Origin of the sequence: uncultured Ralstonia sp. (assembly GCA_913056305.1) — a bacterium.
Lineage (GTDB): Bacteria > Pseudomonadota > Gammaproteobacteria > Burkholderiales > Burkholderiaceae > Ralstonia.
Map to the genome: position 1 here is coordinate 1 of CAJXMR010000335.1, position 3,377 is coordinate 3,377.

At 64.9% G+C, this 3,377-nt stretch carries 4 protein-coding genes; 1 reads left to right on the forward strand and 3 read right to left on the reverse strand.

The genetic code is table 11. The annotated features are described in order from the left end of the window. A partial coding sequence (locus QZ609_RS25560; RefSeq protein ID WP_295501024.1) for an ATP-binding protein occupies positions 1-301 on the reverse strand: 301 nt, incomplete at its 3' end. Positions 302-428: 127 nt separating this feature from the next. Here QZ609_RS25560 and QZ609_RS25565 point away from each other — a divergent pair. Next, entirely contained in the window at positions 429-1,076 is a 648-nt protein-coding gene (locus QZ609_RS25565) for a VTT domain-containing protein (RefSeq protein WP_295501026.1), read from the forward strand. Positions 1,077-1,082: 6 nt separating this feature from the next. Here the strand turns inward: QZ609_RS25565 and QZ609_RS25570 are convergent, their stop codons facing one another. Together QZ609_RS25570 and murJ are read right to left on the reverse strand one after the other, a co-directional pair. Further along, a complete protein-coding gene (locus tag QZ609_RS25570) occupies positions 1,083-1,928 on the reverse strand; it encodes a SirB1 family protein (protein ID WP_295501028.1) in 846 nt (281 codons plus the stop codon). Continuing rightward, positions 1,928-3,377, reverse strand: a 1,450-nt coding sequence (murJ, locus tag QZ609_RS25575; RefSeq protein ID WP_295501031.1) for a murein biosynthesis integral membrane protein MurJ, incomplete at its 5' end; no start/stop codon positions are given. The genes QZ609_RS25570 and murJ, both read right to left, overlap by 1 nt.

Sequence of the window (3,377 nt, forward strand, 5' to 3'; positions counted from 1 at the left end):
CCGATTCCAGCTCTTCCAGCGAGCCGATCTTGCTGGTCGCATGCCGCATCAGCGCGACCGGCAGTTCGTCGGCCGGAATGCCGCCGCCGTTGTCGGTGATGGCGATGCGCCGCACGCCGCCTTCTTCGAGCTTGATCTGCAGCTGCGTGGCGCCGGCGTCCAGCGCGTTTTCCAGCAATTCCTTGACCACGGAGGCCGGCCGCTCGACCACCTCGCCGGCCGCGATCTGGCTGATCAGCTGGTCGGGAAGCGGGCGGATGGGGCGACGGGAGGTGGTGGCGGAAGCGGGGGTGGCGGTCATGGCGGCATTATAAATGTCATGCCCTGTGCGTCGTACCAACGCAAGCCCCAGCCTGGGCTAGGGGAAATCTAAGTTGCTTCCGGTATCATTCCCCGCTGCTCTAACGGGGGATGGTTTGGATATCTTGATGCAACTGGTCGACATCGTGCTGCATGTCGACAAATCGCTGGGTCTGCTCATTCAACAGTACGGCGCGTGGGTGTACGTGCTGCTGTTCGCCATCGTGTTTGCCGAAACCGGCCTGGTGGTACTGCCCTTCCTGCCCGGCGACACGCTGCTCTTCATTGCCGGCGCCATGTGCGCGACCGGCCAGATGGATGCCTGGCTGCTGATCGTGCTGCTGGTGATTGCCGCCACCACGGGCAATACCGTCAACTACTTCGTCGGTTCGTGGATCGGCCCCAAGGTGTTCGACGGTCACATCCGCTTTCTCGACCATGAAGCGCTGCTCAAGACGCACGGGTTCTATGAGCGCCATGGCGGCAAGACGCTGGTGATGGCACGCTTCATCCCGGTGGTGCGCACGTTCGCGCCGTTCGTGGCCGGCGTGTCGAAGATGACGTTCGCCAAGTTCCAGATCTTCAACTTCATCGGCGCGGTGCTGTGGGTGGCGATCCTGGTGCTGTCGGGCGAGGCGTTCGGCAATGTGCCCTTCATCCGCAACCACCTGACGTTCATCGTGCTGATCGGCCTGGGCGCGGCGATTGTCCCGCTGATGCTCGGTGGGCTGTGGAAGCTGCTCAAGCGCCGCCGCACCGTGGTCGCGCAGAAGTAAGGCAGGTCAGTTCAGATTCTTGCTCATGGCGCGCAGCGTTGGCATGCGCTCCTTGAGCTTGGGCGTGTCGGCCGCGTCGGGCCGGGCGTCCACGTAGGCTTCCAGGTCTTCCAGCGCGGGCCGGAAGCATTCCAGATTGGCGTAGGCCAGCCCCCGGTCGCGCACTTCCTCGATCGAATCCGGCAGCAAAATCACCAGCCGCTGCTGCACCGCCAGCAGGCGCTGCCAGCGCGATTCCTGCAAGTAGATCGCCTTCAGGTTGCGCAGGATGCGCGCGATGATCTCGCGGTGAGTGGCCACCTGCAGGAACAGCCCGAGCGGCACCGTGTTCGGGTCTTCGATGCCTTCCTTTTCCAGGTACGGGTCGAGCATGTCCTGCAACTCTTCCTTCGACAACGTCTGCCCAGTCAGCGGATCGAGCACGACCTCGCCGGCGGGGATGCTCATGCGCACCAGGAAGTGATTGGGGAAGGACACGCCCTTGAGCGGCAGGCCGATCTGCTGGCCGATCTCCATCAGCAGCACCGCCAAGGAGATCGGGATGCCGCGCCGGCTCTGCAGCACCGCGTTCAGGTAGGAGTTCTCGGGGTCGTAGTAATCGTTGGCGTTGGGCCCGAAGCCCAGCTCGCGATAGAAGAACTGGTTGAGCACGCGCAGGCGCTGGATGGCCGGCGTGCCTTCGGCAATGCGGTTCTTCAGGCGCGCGACCAGCACGTCGATGGCGGCCAGCTCCGCCTGCAGGTCCAGGTCCGGATACGCGTCCTGCGCGATGGACAGGGCGGTTTCGGTGAGGGGGATGCTGTCGTCGTCCGCGACCAGGGCCGAAAAATAATCGAGGACTTTGGTGGTCATCAGATCGCCTTTTTGCGGAACGTGGAGAACTTCAACCCGGTCAGCCACAGTGTACCGAAATAGACCACCGCGCACAGGACCAGGCAAGCCCCCAGCAGGGCGACGCGCACGAGCGGCTTGGCGCCCAAGCCGACCCAATCGAAGGTGTGCGCAAACCACAGCAGTATGCCGGCCAGGAGCAGCACCGCGGCCGTCACCTGCGCCAGGAACAGGCCCCAGCCCGGCAGCGGGTGGTAGTAGCCGCGGCGGCGCAGGCCGAAAAACAGCAGCGCCGCATTGATGGTCGCGCCAAAGCTGATGGAGAGCGCCAGCCCCGCGTGCCCGAAGTGCGGCACGAAGAAGGTGTTCGAGAGCTGCGTGACCGTCAGCACCACCAGCGCGATCTTCACCGGTGTGCGGATGTCCTGCCGAGCATAGAAACCGGGCGCCAGGATCTTGATGACGATCAGCCCGATCAGCCCGACGCCGTACGACACCAGCGCCTGCCGCGTCATCTCCACGTCGATGCCGGTGAACTTGCCGTAGTGGAACAGCGTGGCCGTGAGCGGCGCACCGAAGACGAACAGCCCGACGGCCGACGGCACCGCCAGCAGCACGGTCAGCCGCAGGCCCCAGTCGAGCAGCGAGGAATACTCTTCGCGATTGTTATCCGCACTCGCTTTCGACAGGCTCGGCAGGAGGATGGTCCCGAGCGCCACGCCCAGCAGCGCAGTCGGGAACTCCATCAAGCGGTCGGCATAGTTCAGCCACGACACGCTGCCGGTCGGCAGGCGTGAAGCGATGTTGGTGTTGATGATCAGGCTGATCTGCGCCACCGACACCGACAGCGTGGCCGGCAGCATCTGCTTGAGCACGCGCCGCACGCCCGGGTGGTGCCACGCCGCCCGCACGTTGAACGACACGCGCGGCAGCATGCCCACGCGGCGCAACGACGGGATCTGAATGGCGAGTTGCAGGATGCCGCCCACCATCACCGCGTAGGCTTGCGCGTAGATCGGCGTTTCCAGGAACGGCGCGACGAAGACCGCCGCCACGATGAACGACAGGTTCAGCAGCACCGGCGTGAAGGCCGGGATGCCGAACTGCCGCCACGTGTTCAAGATGCCCGAGGCCAGCGCCACCAGCGACACCAACCCGATGTACGGAAACATCACCCGCGTCATGAAGATCGCCGAGATGTAGGCCTGGCTCTCGTGTTCCTTGAAGCCGGTCGCCACGGCCGTGACGATCAGCGGGGCAGCGATCACGCCCAGCGCCGAGATGACCACCAGCAACCAAGTCATCACCGTCGCCACCGCGTCGACGAGGGCGCGCGTCTCGGTCTCGCCCTGGCGATTCTTGAACTCGCCGAGGATGGGCACGAAGGCCTGCGAGAACGCGCCCTCGGCCGAGAGCCGGCGCAGCAGGTTGGGGATGCGGAAGGCGACGTTGAAGGCGTCGGTGTAGACC

Coding starts and splice junctions, on each gene's coding strand:
- QZ609_RS25565 (WP_295501026.1), top strand. CDS start 429: ATGCAACTGGTCGACATCGTGCTGCATGTCGACAAATCGCTGGGTCTG.
- QZ609_RS25570 (WP_295501028.1), bottom strand. CDS start 1,928: ATGACCACCAAAGTCCTCGATTATTTTTCGGCCCTGGTCGCGGACGAC.